Here is a 19,877-nt window from a genome sequence, read left to right as displayed (position 1 = left end):
TAGGCCATGGCCGCTTGAAGCCCTGCTGAATCCATTGGTCAGCGGCGTTTTAGATGGCGCAACTTATCAAGATAGAGATAGACCACCGGGGTGGTATAGAGCGTCAGCAGTTGGCTGAAGATCAGACCGCCAACAATCGAGATGCCCAGCGGGGCACGTAGTCCGGCGTTCTCATCGGTGCCGATCATCAATGGTACGGCGCCAAGAATCGCCGCCAGGGTAGTCATCATGATCGGACGAAAACGCACCAGCGCGGCATGACGGATTGCCTCAAATGGTGCCATGCCAAGGCGGCGCTCAGCGTCGAGGGCGAAATCGACCAGCATGATTGCATTCTTCTTGACTACCCCGATCAGCAGAATGATGCCGATCAGCGCGATCAGCGTGAACGGCTTGCCCAATGCCATCAGAGCGAGCAGAGCCCCGATTCCGGCCGACGGCAGCGTTGAGAGAATGGTCAGCGGATGGACATAGCTCTCGTAGAGAATCCCCAGTACCAGATAGACCGTCACCAGTGCGGCGAGGATCAACCACGGCATTGCCTCGACCCCACTCTGGAAGGAAGCCGCGCTGCCCTCAAAATCGGCCTGTACGTCGATCGGCAGATTGAGCTCGTCGAGCCGAGTGCGTATCGCCTGGGTCGCCTGGTCGAGCGTGATGCCATCGGCGAGGTTGAACGACACAGTAGTGGCGGCAAACTGGCCTTGATGGTTAACGCTGACCGGCGTGGTGCTGCGCTCGTAATGGCTGAATGCCGATACCGGAATGCGGTTACCGTCACCATCGAACACGTGCAGCATGTCGAGCGCCTGGGCCGACTCTCGGAACGGCTTGGCGACCTGCATGATCACGTAATACTGATTGGTGCCCTGATAGACACTCGATATCTCGCGCTGACTGAACGCGTTGTGCAACACGGTGTCGACGGTGTCCATATCAACGCCCAGCCGTGAGGCCTTGTCGCGGTCGACGATCAGCTTCACTGCTTGGCCTTCGCTGCGCGTATCGCTACTTACCCCGGTAAGCTGCGGGATCTCCTGCATCGCCTGGCTGACCTTGGGACTCCATGTATTGAGCAGATCGAGATCATCGCTCTTCAATGTCACCTCGTACTGACCGTTGCTCTCGCGCCCGCCAACATGGATATCCTGCATGCCGCGCATGAAGACCTGGATGCCGGGCATGTCGCGGAACATCGCACTGAGTCGGTTGCTGGCCTGCTGGGTGTCGAAATCTCGCGCCTGTTTGAGAGAGATGAACAGCGTCGCCGAACTGATACCGCCGCCGCCGGGTCCGCCACCGCCCATGAAGCCCATCACAGTGGCGACGTCGGGGCTGTCGAGCAGGGCGGTACGGATACGTTCGAGCTTGGACGACATCGCCTCGAACGATAGGCTCTGGTCGCCTCGTGCGGCGCCGATCAGGCGGCCGGTGTCCTGATCGGGAATGAAGCCCTTATCGATGACGACATAGAGATACCCATTGAGGATGATGACAGCGACCAGCGACAGCAGCGTCAGGCGGCGATGACGCAATGCGCCATCGAGGGTTACTTCGTAGCCGCGAACGATAGCGTGGCCGATACGCTCGATGGCACGCTGCCAGCGGGGCGGGGTTGTGGGTTCACGCACGCGTAGCCAGCGCGAACACAGCATTGGGGTCAGCGTCAGCGAGACCACCAGCGAGACCAGCACCGCTGCCGCCAGGGTCACGGCGAATTCATGAAACAGCCGTCCGATCAGGCCACCCACCAGCAGCAGAGGAATGAATACCGCCACCAGCGACACGCTCATCGACAGCACCGTGAAGCCCACCTCGCGAGCCCCTTCCAGGGCTGCCTTGAACGGCGGCTCACCGCGCTCGATATGACGGGCGATGTTCTCTACCACCACGATCGCGTCATCAACAATGAAGCCGATCGCTACCACCAGCGCCATCAGCGATAGCGTATCGAGCGAGAAGCCGAACAGATACATGATACCGAAGGTACCGATCAGCGAGACCGGGATCGTCGCACTGGGGATGATCGTCGCACGTGCGCTGCGCAGAAACACGAACACCACCATCACCACCAGCGCGACGGCGAGCAGCAGCGTGAACTGAGTCTCGTGCAGTGAAGCGCGAATACCGGGCGAGCGATCGAGTACCACGTTGAAATTCACGCCCTGTGGGAGCGCCTTGCTGATCTCGGGCAGACGCGCGCGGATGCCGTCGATCGTCTCGATCACGTTGGCACCGGCACTGGCACTGACCACCAGCAGTATCGCCGGATCGTGGTTATAGAAGCCGATGTTATAGCTGTCCTCGACGCCGTTGCTGACGGCGGCCACGTCGCCGAGACGGATCGTGGCGCCATCATCACCGCTATGAACGATCAGCTTGCGGTAGTCGCTGGCATCGAACAGCTGGCTGTCGGTGGCAACTTCCCAACGGTAGCGTCCATTCTGCAGAAAACCGGTCGGCACGTTGCTGTTGCCATTCGAGATGGCACTGCGCACCTCATCAAGGGAAACGCCGGCGCTGTCGAGCGCACGCGGATCAAGTTCGATCCGCACCGCCGGCGAAGAGCTCCCACCGACGTTGACGCTACCGACGCCGGGCACCTGGGAGATTTTCGGCGCGATAGTGTCGTCGGCAATACCGTAGAGCGTGCCCTGGTCGATCTCTTTTGAGGTTAATGCAATGACTATCACCGGCGCATCGGCCGGGTTCATCTTGCGGTAGGTCGGGGCGCTGGTCATGGCGCTCGGCAGCAGCGGCTGGGCGCTGTTGATTGCCGCCTGGACCTCGCGTGCCGCTTCGTTGACGTCCTTGTCGAGGTCGAACTGGATGATGACCCGGGTCGAACCGTCCGAACTGGACGACGTCATCTGGGAAATGCCAGCGATGCGCCCCAGCGAGCGTTCGAGCGGCGTCGCCACGGTCGAGGCCATGGTCTGCGGGTTGGCGCCGGACAGACTGGCGCTAACCACAATGGTAGGGAACGACATTTCCGGCAGCGGTGCCACTGGCAGACGCACGTAGGCCAGCGCGCCGACTAAAATGATGGCAAGCGTGAGCAGGGCGGTGGCGATAGGGCGGCGGATGAAGGGCGACGACAGACTCACGCGTTATCCTCGGGCAGCGCCTGACGTGGATCATCCTGGCGACGGCTGCGCCAGTAGCGCGACAGCTTCTCGAAATAGAGATAGATCACCGGTGTGGTAAATAGTGTCAACAGCTGGCTGACCAGCAGGCCACCAACCATCGCCAGCCCCAACGGGCGGCGCAGTTCGGCACCATAGCCGGAAGCGAGCATCAGCGGCACTGCGCCGAGCAGGGCGGCGAAGGTGGTCATCATGATCGGCCGAAAGCGCAGCAGGGCCGCCTGGTAGATCGCTTCAAATGGTGCCAGATGTTGGCTGCGCTGCGCATCGAGGGCGAAGTCGATCATCATGATCGCGTTCTTTTTGACGATGCCGATCAGCAGGATGATGCCGATGATACCGACCATGCCGAGATCGTTGCCGCTCACCATCAGCGCCAGCAGCGCGCCGATCGCTGCAGAGGGCAGAGTGGAGAGGATCGTCAGCGGGTGGATAAAACTCTCATAGAGTACGCCGAGCACGATATACATCGTCACCACTGCGGCCAGCACCAACAGCAGGGTATTACTGGTCGAGTTCGAGTAGGCCTGCGCCGCACCACGGTAGGATAGCGTTGTCTCGCTGCTCAGCCCGGCCTCCGTCTCGGCCTGCTCGATCGCGGCGAATGCATCAGAGAGCGAGTAGCCGTCGGCGACATCGAACGACAGCAGCGCCGAAGGGAACTGGTTGTCGCGCTGGATCGACAGTGCCGTCACCTGTTGCTCAGCCGTCACCAAGGTTGAGAGCGGCACCGTATCACCGTTGTCATTGGTCACGTAGAGCCGGTCGATGGCGCTTGGGCCACGCTGGAACTCATCACCGACGCCGAGCACTACGCGGTACTGATTGGCCTGGGTGAAGATGGTCGAAATCAGGCGCTGACCGAAGGCGTCGTAGAGAGCAGCGTCGATGTCGGCCATGGTCACGCCGACGCGGCTGGCCCGCTCTCGATCGACCTTGAGCAGCAGCTTCTGGCCCTGGTTCTGCATGTCGGTAGTCGCGCTGGCAATTGCCGGTGCCTGACGCAGTTGTTCGAGCATGGCCTCCACGGCACTGGTCAGGCGTGTGCGGTCGCTGTCAATCAGCGTGAACTGGTACTGGTTGCGGCTGACCCTGTCCTCCATCGTCAGGTCCTGAACGGGCTGCAGATAGAGCTTTATGCCGGCGATATCGGCAGTCTTGGCGTTGAGTCGCGTGATGACTTCGGCTGCACTGACATCACGCTCGTCGATCGGCTTGAGATTGATCTGAAAGCGGCCGGTATTGAGCGTGGTGTTGTCGCCGTCGATGCCGATGTAGGACGACAGGCTCTCCACCGCCGGGTCATCGAGCACCACCTCGGCCAGCTGCTGCTGGCGCTGGGCCATCGCCTCGAACGAGGTCGACTGGCTCGCCTCGGAAACGCCCTGGATGATGCCGGTGTCCTGAAGCGGGAACAAGCCTTTGGGGATCAGCAGATAGAGCAACGCGGTCACGGCGAAGGTGGCGATGGCGACGCAGAGCGTCGCGAACTGATGACGCAGCACCCAGCATAGGGCGAGATCGTAGCGATGGGCGAGCCGCTCGAAGAGGCTGGCCTTGTTGCGTGTCCGTACATCCTGTTTTTCGCCTTCCTCGGCAGCGGGACGCTGGCGCAACATGCGTGCGCATAGCATTGGCGTCAGTGTCAGCGAGACAAAGGCGGAGATGAGGATCGAGATGGTCAGCGTCAGCGCAAACTCGCGGAACAGCCGGCCGACGATATCGCTCATGAACAGCAACGGAATCAGCACCGCAATCAGCGATACCGTCAGCGATACAATGGTAAATCCGATCTGCTTGGAGCCCTTGAGCGCGGCCTGCAGCGGCGGCTCGCCCTTCTCGATGTAGCGGGTTATGTTTTCCAGCACCACGATGGCATCGTCGATAACGAAGCCGGTGGCGATGGTCAGCGCCATCAGGGTCAAGTTGTTAAGGCTGAAGCCGGCCAGGTACATCACGCCGAAGGTGCCGATCAGCGACAGCGGCACGGCGAAGCTGGGAATGATCGTGGCCGGGATGTTGCGCAGGAACAGGAAGGTCACCATCACCACCAGCGCGACGGCGAGCATCAGCTCGAACTGCACGTCGTGGATCGAGGCGCGGATGGTGGCGGTGCGGTCGGTCAGCACCTCGATGTCGACGTTGCCAGGCAGGCTCTGCTCAAGGCGCGGCAGCAACGCCTTGATCGCATCGGCGACGTTGATGACGTTGGCGCCGGGCTGGCGCTGAACGTTGAGGATGATCGCCTGCTCGCGGTTGGCCCAGGCTGAAAGGTAAGCGTTCTCGGCGCCATCCTCGATATCGGCGACGTCGCTCAGGCGCACCGCTGCGCCATCCTCGTACTTGACGATCAGGTTGCGATACTCGTCGGCGGAGACGAGCTGATCGTTGGCGTCGATACTCATCGCCCGGTAGGTACCGTAGAGGGTGCCCTTGGCCTGGTTGACGTTGGCGCTGTCGATCGCGCTGCGCACCGCTTCGAGATCGAGGCCGTGGGCCGCCAGCTCACGCGGGTTGGCGTGGATGCGTACCGCCGGCTGATGGCCACCGGCGATCGTCACCAGGCCGACGCCGCTGATCTGGGCGATGCGCTGGGCGATGCGAGTATCGACCAGGTCGTAGACCTTAGTGAGCGGCAGTGAGTCAGAGCGGATTGCCAGCGTGACTACCGGGGTGTCGGCCGGATTGACCTTACTGTAGCTGGGTGGCATCGGCAGGTCATTGGGCAGCAGACTGTTGGCTTGATTGATCGCTGCCTGCACGCCCTGTTCGGCGACGCCGAGGTCGGTATCCAGACTGAAGCGCAGGGTGATGATCGAGGCGCCGCCACTGCTGGTTGAGCTCATGTCCTCGAGCCCGGATATCTCGCCGAGCTGATCTTCAAGCGGAGAGGTGACGTTGGACAGCATCACGTCCGGGCCAGCGCCGGGGTAGAGGGTGGTGACCTGGATAGTCGGGTAGTCGACCTCCGGCAGCGACGATACTGACAGCAACCGGTAGGCGAGGACCCCGGAGATCAGGATGGCGAGCATCACCAGCGTCGTGGCAACGGGACGCAGGATGAACAGGCGAGACGGGTTCATGAGGCCGGATCTTGTGCGCTGTCGCTGGTGGAAGGCGATGCGGGTGATGTGGCCTCGTTGGTGTCATCACCGGGCAGGCTGTGGCTGACCACTCTGACGCTGGCACCGTCGCGCAGATTGTCGACGCCATCGACCACAACCTGCTCGCCAGCTTCGACGCCGGAGGCAACGGCGGCGTGGGTGTCGTCGCTGGCGGAAAGCGTAACGGCGCGCCGTGTCACCTTGTTATCGGCGCCGACGACATAGACGTAGGTGCCGTCCTGACTGGTCTGGATCGCCGTTTCGGGCACTACCACAGTGTCATGCAGGGTTTGCTGGGTCAGGCGTACGTTGACGAATTCGTTGGGAAATAGGGTCGTAGCATCGTTGTCGAAGCGGGCGCGCATGCGGATGGTGCCGGTGGCGGTATCGATCGCGCTGTCGATGCTGGTCAGCGTACCGCTGGACAGCGTCTGGGTTTCATCGCTGTTGAGCGCCGTCACGTCAATGTCCTCTCCGGCGAGCTGACGTTGGCGCAGTGAGGCGAGATATTTCGAGGGCATCGAGAAGATCACCGAGATCGGGTCGAGCTGGGTCAGCGTCGCGATCGGATTTTCATCGCCGAGCTGGACAACATTGCCAGGATCGACGTTGCGAATACCGATGATGCCGTCAACAGGGGCGACGACGGTGGTGTAGTCGAGCGAGACGCGGGCATTCTGAATGCTTGCCTTGTCGGCCTCGACAGCACCTTCGTACTGCTTGACCAACTGCTGTTGGGTTTCGAGTTCCTGACGCGAGATATAGTTGCTCTTGATCAGCTTCTGATAGCGTGCCAGGTCCTGACGAGCCGAGGCGAGCTGCGCCTGATCTTCCTTGAGCTGCGCCTGGGCCTGATCGAGATCGGCCTGGTAGCCGCGCGCATCGATCTGGGCCAGCGTCTGCCCTTTCTCGACGTACTGGCCCTCCTCGAAATTGACCGCGACAAGCTCGCCCTCGACCCGCGAACGCACTTCAATGCTGTGCAGAGGTGTGACGGTCCCCAGTGCGGTCAGGTAGATCGGGAAATCCTGCTGTTCAGCGGCGATGGCAGCCACAGCGGTGGCCGCGCCACCGCCGAAAGGTCTGCCGCCGGGAGCTTTGGCCTGTCCTTGCTCGTTGCTGCCAGAGCGGAAATGCCAGAAGCCAAAGGCAATCAGTGCGATGAGGGCGAGAACCACGATAACCAACAGAAGGCGTCTTTTCTGCCGGGGGGGGCGTTGCGAAGCGTGTGTATCGTTCATGAAGCGATCATATCGTCGAGGCGTAATCACGGAGGCAAGTCAGCAATGACCGCGCCCCGGTGCGATGGGTTGAATCGGGTGATGTAAGAGTAATCTGCCGGATAGCGTCAAATAAGGAAAGAGTTTGAATCCGTTGCACTAACATTCGCCGAGAGACCACTTTTCTTATAAGTCGCTCAGCATGAGTGAGGCGCAGCCGCTTGTCGAGTCGAAGGCTCGATATGAATCTGTTCGTGAAAACATTAGCAATTTAGCGCTAAAAATTAATAACGTATTTAAGATTTTAAGAAAAATAGGTGACAGTTCGGTGTGCTGATAGTTAGCGTGATATTGCGTTGACGTTGGCCAACGCCTGGTCGCGCCGTGATTCATGCTGATGAATGACATCATCGCTGTCATGAAAATATAAAGATGCTGAGGACCCCCTATGAAAGACCGTCTCAAGCTGAACTGTGACATGGGCGAAAGCTTCGGCGCCTGGACAATGGGGCTCGATGCCGAGGTCATGCCCTATATCGACTGCGCCAACGTCGCCTGCGGTTTTCATGCCTCCGACCCCGACACCATGCGTCGTACCGTGGCACTCGCCGTGCGCCACGGCGTCACCGTCGGGGCACATCCCGCCTATCCTGATCTGGTCGGCTTCGGCCGTCGTGCGATGGCAGTCAGTGCCGCCGAGGTCGAGAATCTGACCCTTTATCAACTGGGCGCGCTGGAGGCGATCTGCCGTGCCGAAGGCACGCAGGTCAGCTACGTAAAACCTCACGGTGCGCTTTATCACGCCATGATGGGCAGCGAAGAGATTCTCGCCGCAATCATGCGCGCTGTCGTTGCCTTCGACGCGACGCTGCCGATCATGGTCATGGCGACGCGCGACCCGGCGCCAACTCAGGCGTTGGCCGAGCGCCATGGCGTGCAGCTATGGTTTGAGGCCTTTGCCGACCGAGCCTACGATAGCGCCGGACGATTGGTGGCGCGCAGCCAACCGGGCGCCGTGCACCATGACCGCAACACCATCGTCGATCAAGCAACGCGTCTGGCCCGAGGCGAGACGCTGACCGCCGCCGATGGCAGTGCGCTGGCGCTTGCTGCCGACACGCTCTGTGTCCATGGCGACAATGCCGAATCGGTCGCTGCAGTAAAGGCGATTCGCAGCGCCCTCGACGCCGTGGAGAATGCCTGATGGCCGCCAAGGACAATGGCCGGTCACCAGCGCTGCGCCTCGAAACCGTGGCGCTCGACTGCGTGATGGTGCGGCTGTTCGACACTATCGACGAGGCCAACATGCCGTGGCTGCTGGCCGCAACGCAGCGCCTGCGCGAAGCCTTCGCTGACGTGCTGATCGATCTGGTGCCGTCCTATACCACCGTCATGGTCCACTTTGATATCGCTCGGCTGTCCCTGAGCGAGGCGCGGGAGCGTGCGCTTCAGACGCTCGAAGCGCTCGAGCCCGCAGACGATGAGCAGGGTGAAACTCATGTGCTGCCGGTGTGGTATGACGTTGCGGTGGGTCCTGAACTCGAAACGATCGCCGCGCGGGCAAATATCACTGTCGACGAGGTGATCCGCCGCCACGCCGAGCGCGAGTACCGCGTCTTTGCGCTCGGTTTCGCCCCCGGTTTTGCTTTCATGGGGTTGGTCGAGCCGTTGATCGCCACGCCGCGTCTGGCCACACCGCGCAAACGCATCGCACCGGGTAGCGTTGGCATTGCCGAGCGTCAGACCGCAGCCTATCCCGGTGTCTCGCCGGGCGGCTGGAACCTGATCGGGCGCACCAGCGCGCGGCTGTTTGACCGCGACCGTGACGGTTACAGTCTGCTGCGCCCCGGTGATCGTGTGCGCTTCGAGCCGGTCAATCGTGACGTCTTTATCCGCCACGGCGGTGATACCACGGCGCTGGAGGAGCGGCGATGAACGAGCAACGTTCACAGGCGCAGGCGGTGCTACGGGTGGTCGAGGCCGGGCCATTTGCGCTGTTGCAGGACGGCGGTCGCTTCGGCGTGCGTCATCTCGGTGTCACCCAGGGCGGGGCGCTGGATGTTATCTCGCTGTGGGCCGCCAACTATCTGCTCGGTAATCCGCTTGAGGCGGCGGTGATTGAGATCGCCCTTGGCGGCTTCGCGCTGGAGAGCGAGAGCGAGACCACGCTGGCACTGGCCGGTGCCGATCTTGGCGCGACGCTGGACGGTGAGCCGCTGGTGCCGGGGCGCAGCTTTGTTATGCGGCCCGGTCAGCGCCTCGCTTTCACGCAGCCGCTCGCCGGCGTGCGCGCCTATCTCGCCGCGCCGGGCGGCTTCGCGGCGCCCGAAACACTGGGTAGCTGTGCGACCGTGGTGCGCGAAGGGCTGGGCGGGCTTGATGGCAACGGACAGGCGTTGGCCAAAGGCGATGTGCTGCACTGCCGGGCCGGCTCTGCGCCGAAGCCGGGGCGGGCGCTGCCGCCTACCGCTAGCCTCGATCTGGACGCTCCGGTGGTGCTCGATATGGTGCTTGGCGCGCAGATCGAGGACTTCGATGGCCGCAGTCTGTTCGAGGCTTTCAACGCCGACTGGCAGGTTGACGAGCGCGCCGACCGCATGGGCGTGCGCCTGCTCGGCCCGCAGCTGCGCTGCCACCGTGAGACGATGGTGTCGGAGGGGATTCCGCTCGGGGCCGTGCAGGTGCCAGCCGACGGTCAGCCGATCGTGCTAATGAACGATCGGCAGACCATCGGCGGTTATCCACGTCTTGGCGCGCTTACGCCGATGTCCGTCTCCCGGCTTGGGCAATGTCTGCCGGGCATCAGCGTGCGGCTGCGCCCGGTAAGCGCCACCCAGGCGCGACGTGCCTATCTGGCGCTGCGCGCTGCCCTTGAGGCGTGATAGATACGATTAGCACTTTTCATCCACTCAACGACAATCAATCATCGCGGCGGGTCTGAACTCGCCGCCAGTGGAGCTTCAAGTATCATGGCTGACAACAACAATGCGGCCGCGGCCGAAGAGCCCGTAGGCAAGAAGCGTATCCTGCGTGGCGCCATCTTTCTGATGGCTACCTCATCAATCGGCCCAGCCTTTCTAACCCAGACGTCACTGTTCACCCAGCAGTATCTGGCCAGCTTCGCCTTCGCTATCCTGATCTCGATTCTGATCGACATCGGCGCCCAGCTGAACATCTGGCGCGTCATCACCGTCTCGAAAAGGCGCGGACAGGACGTCGCTAACCACGTTCTGCCGGGGCTGGGCCACCTGATCACGGCGTTTATCGTGCTCGGTGGCATCGCCTTCAACGTGGGTAATATCGCTGGAGCAGGGCTTGGCCTCAACGCGCTGTTCGGCATCCCGCCGGTGATGGGCGCAGTAATTGCGGCAGTGCTGACCATCGTCATCTTTGTGCTCAAGAACGCCAGCAAGGTGATGGATATCGTCATTCAACTGCTGGGGCTGGTAATGCTGTTCATGCTCGGCTATGTGATGCTCAGTTCGCACCCGCCGCTTCAGGAAGCGCTCTATCGCACCTTCGTGCCGGAGAGCTACCTGACGCTGTTCCTGCCGATTATTACCCTGGTTGGCGGTACGGTGGGCGGCTATATCACCTTCTCGGGTGGCCATCGGCTGATCGAGGCGGGCATCACCGGTGAATCTCACGTCAAGGACGTTACCCGTGCCGCAGTACTGGGTATCGTCACGGCGAGCTTCATCCGTATCTGCCTGTTCCTCGCCGCGCTGGGCGTGGTGAGTGCGGGCGGCGTGCTTGAAGCCTCCAATCCGGCCGCGTCGGTGTTCGGTCTGACGCTGGGCGAGCTCGGCTATCGTCTGTTTGGACTGGTGCTATTCGCGGCGGGCATCACTTCAGTGATTGGCGCGGCCTACACCAGCGTGTCGTTCATGTATTCGCTGCATGAGAGCGTCGAACGCCATAAGAACGCCTTCATCATCGGTTTTATCGTGCTGTCGACGTTCATCTTCACCTTCGTTGGCCGACCGGTGAAAGTGCTGGTGATTGCCGGGGCAGTCAATGCGCTAGTACTGCCGATTGCACTCGGTACCGTGCTGATCGCCTCGCGCAAGGCTTCCCTGATGGGTAGTTACCGCCATCCAAGCTGGATGATCGCGCTGGGTCTGGTGGCGATGGTGATCACGCTGATCGGTTTCTGGTTCTCGTTCCAGTCGTTCATCGCCTTCTGGCAGGCGTGAATCGAGAGAGCCATAGGCTGACATGAAACAAAAAAAGGCGGCTCCGAGAGCCGCCTTTTGTGGTTTTAGCACTTAGTGACGTGGCGATGCGTTACTGCTTCACCGCTTCGTGGGTATCAGCATCGGGCGCATTCTGGTTAGGCTTCTGCGCTGTATGGAATGGCACATTGGCACGTGGCAGCGGCTCACGGTTGCGGACGCGATCGGCAATCTTCTCGGCGATCATGATCGTGGTGGCGTTGAGGTTGCCGGTAACGATCACTGGCATCAGCGATGAGTCGATCACGCGCAGTCCTTCCATACCGTGGACGCGGCCTTGACCGTCGACCACTGCCATCTCGTCGTCACCCATCTTGCAGGTACCGCATGGATGGTAGGCGGTCTCGGCGTGGTTGCGCACGAACTCATCGAGCTGCTCGTCGGTCTGGACGTCCTCTCCCGGCGAAATCTCGCGGCCCCGGTATTCGTCCATTGCCGGCTGGCTGATAATGCGCCGGGTGACACGGATCGCGTCGCGGAACTCTTCCCAGTCGCGCTCCTCGCTCATGTAATTGAACAGGATGCTCGGCGCCTGCTCGGGGTTGCGCGAGGTGATCTTGACCCGGCCGCGGCTCTTGGAGCGCATCGAGCCGACGTGAGCCTGGAACCCGTGGGCCTGCACCGCACTCTTGCCGTTGTAGCTGATCGCGATCGGCAGAAAATGGTACTGCAGGTTGGGCCACGATTCGCCTTCGTCGGTGCGGATGAAACCGCCCGATTCAAACTGGTTGCTGGCGCCGATACCGGTGCCCTTGAACATCCACTCGGCGCCGATCTTGGGCTGGTTGTACCACTTAAGCGCCGGATAGAGTGAAACCGGCTGCTTGCACTCGTACTGGATATACATTTCCAGGTGATCCTGGAGGTTCTTGCCGACGCCGGGCAGGGCGTGGACGACGTCAATGCCCAGCGGCTTGAGCCATTCGGGGTCGCCGACGCCGGAGCGCTGCAGGATCGACGGTGAGGCGATCGGCCCGCCGCACAGCAGTACCTCGCGGCGGGCGCGGGCCTGCTGCTTCTCACCGTCGCGTGCGTAGGCGACGCCGACGGCACGCTTGCCTTCGAACAGCACACGATCGGTCAGTGCATGGGTTTCGATGGTCAAGTTAGGACGCTGCTTGGCCTGGTCGAGATAGCCGCGCGCGGTGGAGGCGCGCCGTCCGTTGGGCGTAGTGGTGCGGTCCATTGGCCCGAAACCTTCCTGCCGGTAGCCGTTGAGATCATCAGTCTCGGGGTAGCCAGCCTGCTTGCCGGCTTCGATGAAGGCGCGGTTGAGCGGATTGTTGACAGCCTTGGGCGTGGTGACGCTGACCGGACCGTCGCCGCCATGATAGTCGTTGGGGCCGATGTCACGCGACTCTGCCTTCTTGTAGTAGGGCAGACAGTCCTGATAGGTCCAGTCGCTGAGCCCGGGCAGCTGCGCCCAACCTTCAAGGTCCATGGCGTTGCCGCGGATGTAGCACATACCGTTGATCAGCGACGAGCCACCGAGGCCCTTACCACGGCCGCATTCCATACGGCGGTTATTCATGTGCGGTTCCGGTTCGGTTTCAAACGCCCAGTTATAGCGCTTGCCCTGCAGCGGGTAGGCGAGTGCGGCAGGCATTTGGGTGCGGAAATCGAAGCGGTAGTCGGGGCCGCCAGCTTCTAGCAGCAGCACGGTAACGTCACTGTCTTCGGTCAGACGGGCAGCTAGTACGTTACCGGCCGATCCGGCTCCAACGATGATGTAGTCAAATTCACGAGCCTGTGACATATCAAGCTCCTCTGCGTTGATTCGCATTATTGATTGGGCGACAGGAAGCCGACAGGCATCGGCTTCCTGGCTTGAAGCGGACGAGGCCTTTTAGAACGCCGAAGCGAAAGGGCCCATTTCGATCTGTACCGATTTGATGCGCGTGTAGTGGGCCAACGTCGCCAGGCCGTTCTCGCGGCCGACACCGGATTGCTTGTAGCCGCCGACCGGCATTTCCGCCGGTGACTCACCCCAGGTATTGACCCAGCAGATGCCGGCTTCGAGCCGGTGCACGACACGGTGGGCGCGGCTCAGCCCTTCGGTGAAGACGCCGGCGGCGAGGCCGTAGTCGGTATCGTTAGCGCGGCGGATCACTTCGTCTTCGTCATCGAAAGCCAGGATCGACATTACCGGGCCGAAGATCTCTTCGCGGGCAACGCGCATGTCATCCGTGCAGTCGGTGAAGATCGTCGCTTCAACGTAGGCGCCATCGGCGAGTTTGCCTTCGGTCAGGCGTGCGCCGCCGGTCAGCAGACGCGCGCCGTCCTGCTTGCCGATCTCCATGTAGGAGAGCACCTTCTCGAGATGTTCGAAGCTGACCATCGGGCCGAAGTTGGTGTCGGGGTTGAGCGGGTCGCCGGCACGGATATTCTTGATCCGCTCAAGCATCTTGGCTTCGAAGGCCTCCTTGACCGAGCGTTCGACGAACACGCGAGTGCCGTTGGTGCAGACCTGACCACTGGAGTAGAAATTGGCCATCATCGCGCCATCAGCGGCGCGGTCGAGATCGGCATCGGCGAAAACGATTAGCGGAGACTTACCGCCGAGCTCCATGGTCACTTCCTTGAGCGATGAAGCGGCGGAGGCGGCCATGACCTTCTTGCCGGTGCCCACTTCACCCGTAAAGGAAATCTTGTCGATGCCCTGATGTTCAGTGAGCATCGCGCCGACACGACCGTCACCCTGGACAACGTTGTAGACGCCGTCCGGTACGCCGGCCTCGGTGAATATTTCTGCCAGCAGCAATGCGCTCAGCGGCGTCACTTCACTCGGCTTGAATACCATCGCATTACCCGTGGCAAGCGCTGGCGCGGCTTTCCAACAGGCGATCTGGATCGGATAGTTCCAGGCGCCGATGCCACCACATACGCCGAGTGGCTCGCGACGGGTATAGGCGAAGGAGTCGCTGCGGATCGGGATTTGCTCGCCTTCGACCGCAGTGGCGAGGCCGGCATAGTATTCGAGCACGTCGGCACCGGTGACGATATCCACTTCTAGGGTTTCGCTGAGTGGCTTGCCGGTATCGAGCGTTTCGATGCGAGCGAGCTCGTCGTTGCGCGAGCGCAGGATCTCGACTGCACGGCGCAGGATGCGTGAGCGCTCCATGCCGGTCATCGCTGCCCAGACTTTCTGGCCTTCACGTGCCGCTTCAACCGCGCGGTCCACATCAGCTTGAGACGCCTGTTGAACATCAGCCAATAGGCTACCATCAGCCGGGTTGATCGTCTGAAAGGTTTCACCGGAAGTGGCGTTGACGCGCTGTCCTCCGATATAGAGTTGTTGCGTTTCAAAAAAGGCCATAAAAAGCTCCTTGAGTTTTGAAGTGGGTCGCGCCTGCTTCATGGTCGATAAAAGAATGTGCCATTCATTACCGGTGCAGAGACGCGTTGAGCTGAATTCTGGTAGCAGCAGGGTTTATGTTGTCGCTGCCAAATTGAATAGGCATGAAATTTAGCTGTGTTAGTTGGCAGCCAGCTGTTCATCCGCGTAGCGATAGGCCAGGGCTATAGCACGTTCGGTATCGAAGCCATCGGGTACTAATGCGCCACGAAGCCATAGGCCATCAATCAAGGCTGCTAGGCCGCGCGCCGCGTTACGCGCTTTGTCGTGGGGTAAAACACGATGAAATTGATGACATAAATTGGAAAATAACCGCCTGTCATTGACGCGCTGTAAGCGCTGCAGGTCAGGGCGATGCATGCTGGTTGCCCAGAATGCGAGCCAGGTTTTCATTACGGAGCGGTCAACCTGGCTGCGATCGAAGTTGGCGCGAATGATGGCATGGAGATGATCATGAGGACTGTCGTCCGGTGTACTGTCACGCCATTTACGTATCGCTTGCCCTAGATCGCCAAGGATGTGGCGCATGGTGGCTTCGAACAGCCCGTCCTTACCGCCGAAGTAGTGACTAATGATGCCGGTGGATACGCCCGCTTTATGGGCAATCCTGGCAATTGTGGCATCTGCTAGCCCAACTTCGTCGATCGCCTCCATGGTAGCTTGGATCAGTTGCTGTCGGCGTATGGGTTCCATCCCGATCTTTGGCACCGCCCATATCTCCTTAATCTTGACCTGCATGATCTGATGATTGCAGCAAGATTAGTATAGCAATTTTTATTGAACGTTCAATTAATAAAAATATTGCGCCGACCAGTGGTTGGATTAAAGCAGCTATAAGCTTGGAAAAGGGTGGGGGAAAGCGGTGGAATACCTTATGTGTGTTCGATATTTACGATGAGAGCAATGGCGTGTGGTTCTAGCGTGGAAGGTTTAATGGTGAGTAAGGCCTGAGCTGATTGGCGCAGATGCAAACAGTTGGATTCAGCATGAGATGTTGCGGTTATCTATGACGGAGGCACTAGCGCTATAAGATTTCGTTCAAGGACTTGTGAAATAACGGACCCCTTGTATAATTCATCGCCCGTATGGCTACGTAGCTCAGCTGGTTAGAGCACATCACTCATAATGATGGGGTCCCCTGTTCGAATCAGGGCGTAGCCACTACTCCTTTCTCTTATCCTGCTTCTTTAGATCGTTTGATTTTCCCTACTTCACTGCGGCCTATCGTCTATAGATAGCTTTAGATGGGTTAGCGAGCTAAATTCTGTGATCTTCTGATCAGGCTTGTGCATGTCACGCCTTTTTGGCGTGGAGTGGAGTGGAGGGCGAATAATGATAAAAAATTCTTGCAGTGAAGATTGCTGGGCTTGACGCTCAGCTCTCAATCCGTATACTACGCCGCGTGCTCAAGGACATTCCCCGATAGCTCAGTTGGTAGAGCAAATGACTGTTAATCATTGGGTCGCAGGTTCGAGTCCTGCTCGGGGAGCCATATCCCTGTCCTGGCACAGAAGTTCAGTTATTCCCCGATAGCTCAGTTGGTAGAGCAAATGACTGTTAATCATTGGGTCGCAGGTTCGAGTCCTGCTCGGGGAGCCATAACTCTGATATTGATTGGTATTATCATCAATCATGGCAAGCTGAACTAAGCTACCTTTCTACCTCTTATACTAGCAATCAATAGAAATGCTGCTTCTTCGGTAGCTGTCTATTAACTAACTCCATGTTGTAAATATAATGTTGTGCTATTGGTGTGCTGTCACTTTGAGTTTATTGGTGATGTTAGTTGTATTAGCAGAACCACACTTCATTCTTTAACTTCGCGAAACCTTGTTTCTTATCAAGTTGATGCTCTATTTTTCTTATCATGCGCTTTTAACCGATGGTAGGTTACTGGCAGTTGACAAGTAAAAGTACTTTTGATAAAAGAGTTAGCCAACCTGCTTATTTATTTGCCTGCGCCTGGAAACGGTGCTCCGCAGAGCATGTCGTTTCAATATTTTTAATTTAAAATAGCCATGATTTTAAACTAATTTCAAAATTATGGCTCTAATGCAATAAGCTCCACGGCTCGTGTTGCGCTGACATTAAATGCGTTTATCCTAATTGAAGTGTCAGGGAACAGCCGCGTTATCCGAATGGTTGGTTAATTTTAAAAAAGGAAAAGCATGGCACGCGAAAGTACACTTTCCATCAAGGAAAAATGGGCACTGGATTCACAATTGGGAGAAATGCTGAGAAGTCTTGAGCCGCCTCGTGATCCTGAGAAAGAATTTAAAGAGCGTTTAGATAGCCTCATGAGTGAATATCACATGAGTACAGACGATACAGTTGAGCTGCTTGGTTTGGTTAGCGTCAAAGAAGTAATAAATAATAGTTTAAATAAATAATTTTTACCGATGCGTTGAGAAGATTGGTTTGTTAGGTCTGTCTATCACTTGCTAAGAATTAAGCTGTTTTCTATTAAGTATGATGTCTTTTATAATGTTTAATATCTTGTTTAAATGATTCTATGAATATTGTTTTGCAGCGATAGTAATATATTTCAATATTGAATTTCTCACGTTGAACCAGTGGGTAGCGCTTGGAAGTAAGCTTCTATCTTTGGCTGGGTCGTCTATTATAGTTTGTGTATTGGCCGTATTGGCTTATGACATACAGAGATTTTTCTTGTTGCTCTTGCGGTAGACACTGATTTTAGATAATAAAAAAGCCGCCATGCATTGATGCAGGCGGCTTTTTTTGGATACTTCGATCAGGATGGATTGATCAGGTGTGTGTAATCGAGCAGTATTTCAGCACTCTCATTTAGCTGGGCTTGATCAATAGGCGTTTGATTGTCATCTTCATCACGGGCATCGGTCCAATGCTCGATGGGAGCAAGCCCTAATGCCTGGCGTCGTTGGTTTTCCAGCGCTAATTGCTCCGCTTCCTGAGCTTCCATCTCGCGCTTGCGCTGTTCCAGATTGAGGCTGACGCTAGTGCTTTGTTCGCGCAGCTTCCTGGCTAGGTCCGCTTCACGTTCTAGATAGCGAAAATCAGGCTCATTGATGACACGTGCCTCATGACGCTCGCGAAGTGTGTCCAGATACTTTTCAGGATTGCCATAACGACGATAAGTGACTGGACGTACTGTGTCCCAGGGTAGGGCGTTATCCAAGGAGCTCTCACCGATTTCTTCTGGATCGAACAGGTTCGGATAGGCAATGTCAGGTTCGACACCCTTTTCCTGAGTACTTTCGCCTGAGATGCGGTAAAACTTCGCACGCGTCATTTTCAACTCGCCGTGACTAAGATCGCTTAATGTTTGCACGGTCCCTTTACCGAAAGTTTGCGAGCCGAGAATAAGGCCGCGTCCGTAATCCTGTATCGCACCGGCAAATATTTCAGAAGCAGACGCTGATAGGCGATCAACCAACACAGCAAGCGGACCGTCATAGGCAGTGCCACGATCAGTGTCTCCGTACAGATTAATGCGTCCTCGAGCATCACGTACCTGAACGGTCGGGCCGCGGTCGATGAACAGGCCAATCATGGAGTTGGCTTCCTGCAGCGCACCTCCGCCATTGCTACGTAGATCCAGTACGATGCCCTGCACGTTTTGTTGCTTCAAATCTTCGATCAGCTTTCTCACGTCACGTGTAGTGCTGCGATAATCGCTTTCGCCTGCTTGCCAAGCATCGAAGTCAACATAAAACGCAGGGACAGTTATGACACCGATGCGCTGCGTCTGGCCATCACGCTCAAGCTCAATCACTTCACTTTTAGCGGCCTGATCTTCAAGCTTAACGGTATCTCGCTTGATCTCAACGACTCGCGTCTGGGTGACATCGACGGCCTTGGCTGGAATGATCTCGAGGCGCACGCTCGAGCCCTTAGGACCTCGAATCAAGTCGACGACATCATCAAGACGCATGCTCACGACATTGGTCATGTCGCCAGCAGAGCCTTGTCCAACGGCTACGATCCGGTCTGCTGGTTTGAGCTGACCACTTTTTTCGGCAGGTCCCCCAGGTACAAGGCTTGAAACCTTGACGTATTCGCCTTCTGACTGCAGTAGTGCACCGATCCCTTCAAGTGACAGCTTCATTTGAATGTCAAAGGATTCTCCACGGCTAGGGGAGAGGTAATCAGAGTGTGGGTCGATCGAGCCAGTAATGGAATTAAGAAAGACGCTCAAGACATCTTCTGAGTTTGTCTGGAGAATACGAGTCAATTGACCTTCGTAACGCTTCTTGAGCTGCTCATTGATGTCGTCGTCGGCGGTATCGGAAAGGCTCATCGCCAACGCGGCGTTCTTGAGCCGTTTTCGCCAAAAATCATCAAGCTGCGACTCATCATCAGCCCAGTCGCCCTCTTCATCATCGAGGGCTAGACGTTCGTTGGTAGTGAAGTCGAACTGAGGGTTTTGATCGAGGCGGTTGATTAGCCAAGTTAAACGGTCTTCAAGACGCTGCTGATAGCGATTGTAAAGCGCATACACGCGGTCCAGATCACCGTTTTGTACGGCATCATTGAAATCAACTTTCAAGTCAGCGAATTCTCCGATATCACTGGAAAGTAGATAGGCATGCTGAGGATCGATGAGGTGGAGAAAACGTTTATAGGCTTTCTGCGACCAGGCATCATCCAACGTGACATTTTCATAATGCCCGTAGCGCAAGGACTGGGCGACCTCCTTGGAAGCCTGTCGACCATCGTCTGTCGGCTTGATATCGGCCAAGGCAGGAATGGCCAAAAAAAAGCACAGGGCGAAGGCCGCCATGTGTCGAGCATTTGCAAACGGGCTCATCAACTAAGCACTCCCGGTCTCAGGT

General features: G+C 58.1%; 12 protein-coding genes and 3 tRNA genes. 8 read left to right on the top strand and 7 right to left on the bottom strand.

Going from position 1 to position 19,877, the window contains the following annotated elements; genetic code table 11:
* Nucleotides 1-38 precede the first annotated feature (38 nt).
* The 3 genes from C3Z11_RS13500 to C3Z11_RS13490 are packed head-to-tail and all read right to left on the bottom strand — an operon-like array spanning nt 39 to nt 7,491.
* Nucleotides 39-3,107 (bottom strand): efflux RND transporter permease subunit, encoded by a 3,069-nt coding sequence (locus tag C3Z11_RS13500; RefSeq protein WP_106478463.1) that lies wholly within the window; start codon nt 3,105-3,107, stop codon nt 39-41.
* Entirely contained in the window at nt 3,104-6,229 is a 3,126-nt protein-coding gene (locus C3Z11_RS13495) for a multidrug efflux RND transporter permease subunit (RefSeq protein ID WP_106478462.1), read from the bottom strand. The genes C3Z11_RS13500 and C3Z11_RS13495 overlap by 4 nt, the downstream gene beginning before the upstream one ends.
* Nucleotides 6,226-7,491 carry an MdtA/MuxA family multidrug efflux RND transporter periplasmic adaptor subunit gene (locus C3Z11_RS13490; protein WP_106478461.1) on the bottom strand — a complete coding sequence of 422 codons (1,266 nt, stop codon included), beginning with the start codon at nt 7,489-7,491 and terminating at the stop codon, nt 6,226-6,228. The genes C3Z11_RS13495 and C3Z11_RS13490 overlap by 4 nt, the downstream gene beginning before the upstream one ends.
* A gap of 427 nt (nt 7,492-7,918) precedes the next feature.
* Between C3Z11_RS13490 and C3Z11_RS13485 the strand changes: the two genes are divergently transcribed.
* The 4 genes from C3Z11_RS13485 (at nt 7,919) to C3Z11_RS13470 (ending at nt 11,666) form a co-directional block, all read left to right on the top strand.
* Complete coding sequence (locus tag C3Z11_RS13485) at nt 7,919-8,674, top strand: 5-oxoprolinase subunit PxpA (RefSeq protein ID WP_106478460.1); 756 nt, start codon at nt 7,919-7,921, stop codon at nt 8,672-8,674.
* Nucleotides 8,674-9,405, top strand: a complete 732-nt coding sequence (gene pxpB, locus C3Z11_RS13480) for a 5-oxoprolinase subunit PxpB (protein WP_106478459.1) — start codon at nt 8,674-8,676, stop codon at nt 9,403-9,405. Before C3Z11_RS13485 ends, pxpB begins: the two co-directional genes overlap by 1 nt.
* Nucleotides 9,402-10,352 (top strand): 5-oxoprolinase subunit C family protein, encoded by a 951-nt coding sequence (locus C3Z11_RS13475; RefSeq protein WP_106478458.1) that lies wholly within the window; start codon nt 9,402-9,404, stop codon nt 10,350-10,352. The genes pxpB and C3Z11_RS13475 overlap by 4 nt, the downstream gene beginning before the upstream one ends.
* A gap of 87 nt (nt 10,353-10,439) precedes the next feature.
* Entirely contained in the window at nt 10,440-11,666 is a 1,227-nt protein-coding gene (locus tag C3Z11_RS13470; RefSeq protein ID WP_106478457.1) for an NRAMP family divalent metal transporter, read from the top strand.
* Between the two features lie 91 nt (nt 11,667-11,757).
* On the opposite strand, the gene betA is transcribed toward C3Z11_RS13470, so the two are convergent.
* The 3 genes from betA to betI all read right to left on the bottom strand — a co-directional run bounded on the left by betA (nt 11,758) and on the right by betI (nt 15,798).
* Complete coding sequence (gene betA, locus C3Z11_RS13465; RefSeq protein ID WP_106478456.1) at nt 11,758-13,461, bottom strand: choline dehydrogenase; 1,704 nt, start codon at nt 13,459-13,461, stop codon at nt 11,758-11,760.
* A 90-nt stretch (nt 13,462-13,551) separates the two neighbouring features.
* Nucleotides 13,552-15,021 carry a betaine-aldehyde dehydrogenase gene (gene betB, locus C3Z11_RS13460; protein WP_106478455.1) on the bottom strand — a complete coding sequence of 490 codons (1,470 nt, stop codon included), beginning with the start codon at nt 15,019-15,021 and terminating at the stop codon, nt 13,552-13,554.
* Nucleotides 15,022-15,180: 159 nt separating this feature from the next.
* The gene (gene betI, locus C3Z11_RS13455) at nt 15,181-15,798 is read right to left on the bottom strand and encodes a transcriptional regulator BetI (RefSeq protein WP_394810211.1); all 618 of its coding nucleotides are present in this window, start codon (nt 15,796-15,798) and stop codon (nt 15,181-15,183) included.
* A 349-nt stretch (nt 15,799-16,147) separates the two neighbouring features.
* On the opposite strand from betI, the gene C3Z11_RS13450 reads away from it, so the two are divergent.
* From C3Z11_RS13450 to C3Z11_RS13435, 4 genes are all read left to right on the top strand, one after another.
* Nucleotides 16,148-16,221, top strand: a tRNA-Met gene (locus C3Z11_RS13450).
* Nucleotides 16,222-16,476: 255 nt separating this feature from the next.
* Nucleotides 16,477-16,552, top strand: a tRNA-Asn gene (locus C3Z11_RS13445).
* 31 nt (nt 16,553-16,583) lie between these two features.
* Nucleotides 16,584-16,659 (top strand) — tRNA-Asn (locus tag C3Z11_RS13440).
* A gap of 569 nt (nt 16,660-17,228) precedes the next feature.
* Nucleotides 17,229-17,450, top strand: a complete 222-nt coding sequence (locus C3Z11_RS13435) for a hypothetical protein (RefSeq protein ID WP_106478453.1) — start codon at nt 17,229-17,231, stop codon at nt 17,448-17,450.
* Nucleotides 17,451-17,815: 365 nt separating this feature from the next.
* Here the strand turns inward: C3Z11_RS13435 and C3Z11_RS13430 are convergent, their stop codons facing one another.
* Nucleotides 17,816-19,852, bottom strand: a complete 2,037-nt coding sequence (locus C3Z11_RS13430; RefSeq protein ID WP_106478452.1) for a carboxy terminal-processing peptidase — start codon at nt 19,850-19,852, stop codon at nt 17,816-17,818.
* Nucleotides 19,853-19,877: the final 25 nt, after the last annotated feature.

It is taken from the genome of Phytohalomonas tamaricis (genome assembly GCF_003012345.1).
GTDB classification, from domain to species: Bacteria; Pseudomonadota; Gammaproteobacteria; order Pseudomonadales; family Halomonadaceae; genus Phytohalomonas; species Phytohalomonas tamaricis.
This window is presented reverse-complemented; position numbering and strand designations above follow the sequence as displayed.